At 58.7% G+C, this 1,178-nt stretch carries 1 protein-coding gene; it reads right to left on the bottom strand.

The window, feature by feature from the left end:
• Positions 1–2: 2 nt before the first annotated feature.
• The coding region (gene tuf / locus ACR0KX_RS21070) for an elongation factor Tu (RefSeq protein ID WP_170456881.1) at positions 3–1,178 on the bottom strand (1,176 nt) is incomplete at its 5' end.

The following is a 1,178-nucleotide window of genomic DNA, read 5'->3' as shown; positions in this document are numbered from 1 at the left end:
AATTATTCAATAATTTTGGAAACAACACCCGCACCAACGGTGCGGCCACCTTCGCGGATGGCGAAGCGCAGACCGTTTTCCATCGCGATCGGTGCGATCAGCTCAACGCCGAACGACACGTTGTCGCCGGGCATGACCATCTCGGTGCCTTCGGCCAGGGTCACGGTGCCGGTCACGTCAGTTGTACGGAAGTAGAACTGCGGACGGTAGTTCGCGAAGAACGGGGTGTGACGACCGCCTTCTTCCTTGGTCAGGATGTAGGCTTCGGCTTCGAACTTGGTGTGCGGTGTAACCGAACCCGGCTTACACAGAACCTGGCCACGCTCAACACCGTCACGATCCACACCACGCAGCAGGGCGCCGATGTTGTCGCCTGCTTCACCGCGGTCCAGCAGCTTGCGGAACATTTCAACGCCGGTGCAGGTGGTTTTCGCGGTGTCGCGGATGCCGACGATTTCAATCTCGTCGCCAACGTTGATCACGCCACGCTCGACACGACCGGTCACAACGGTACCACGGCCCGAGATCGAGAACACGTCTTCGATCGGCATCAGGAACGGCTGGTCAACAGCACGCTCAGGCGTGTCGATGTAGTCATCAACAGCCGCCATCAGTTCCTTGATTTTCTCTTCGCCGATTTCCGGGTTGTTGCCTTCCATCGCGGCCAGAGCCGAACCTGCAACGATCGGAATATCGTCGCCGGGGTATTCGTAGCTGGACAGCAGTTCGCGAACTTCCATCTCAACCAGTTCCAGCAGCTCTTCGTCGTCGACCTGGTCAACTTTGTTCAGGAACACGACCATCTTCGGGATGCCAACCTGGCGGCCCAGCAGGATGTGCTCACGCGTCTGCGGCATCGGGCCGTCAGCAGCGTTCACAACCAGGATCGCGCCGTCCATCTGGGCGGCACCGGTGATCATGTTCTTGACGTAGTCGGCGTGGCCGGGGCAGTCAACGTGCGCATAGTGGCGGTTGTCGGTCTCGTATTCCACGTGGGCGGTCGAGATGGTGATGCCGCGCGCTTTCTCTTCCGGCGCGCCGTCGATCTGGTCATACGCTTTGAAGTCACCGAAATACTTGGTGATTGCTGCGGTCAGCGTGGTCTTTCCGTGGTCAACGTGGCCAATCGTGCCGATGTTGACGTGCGGTTTTGTACGCTCAAACTTTTCCTTTGCCAT

Source organism: Ruegeria sp. BG5 (assembly GCF_056538425.1).
This window is presented reverse-complemented; position numbering and strand designations above follow the sequence as displayed.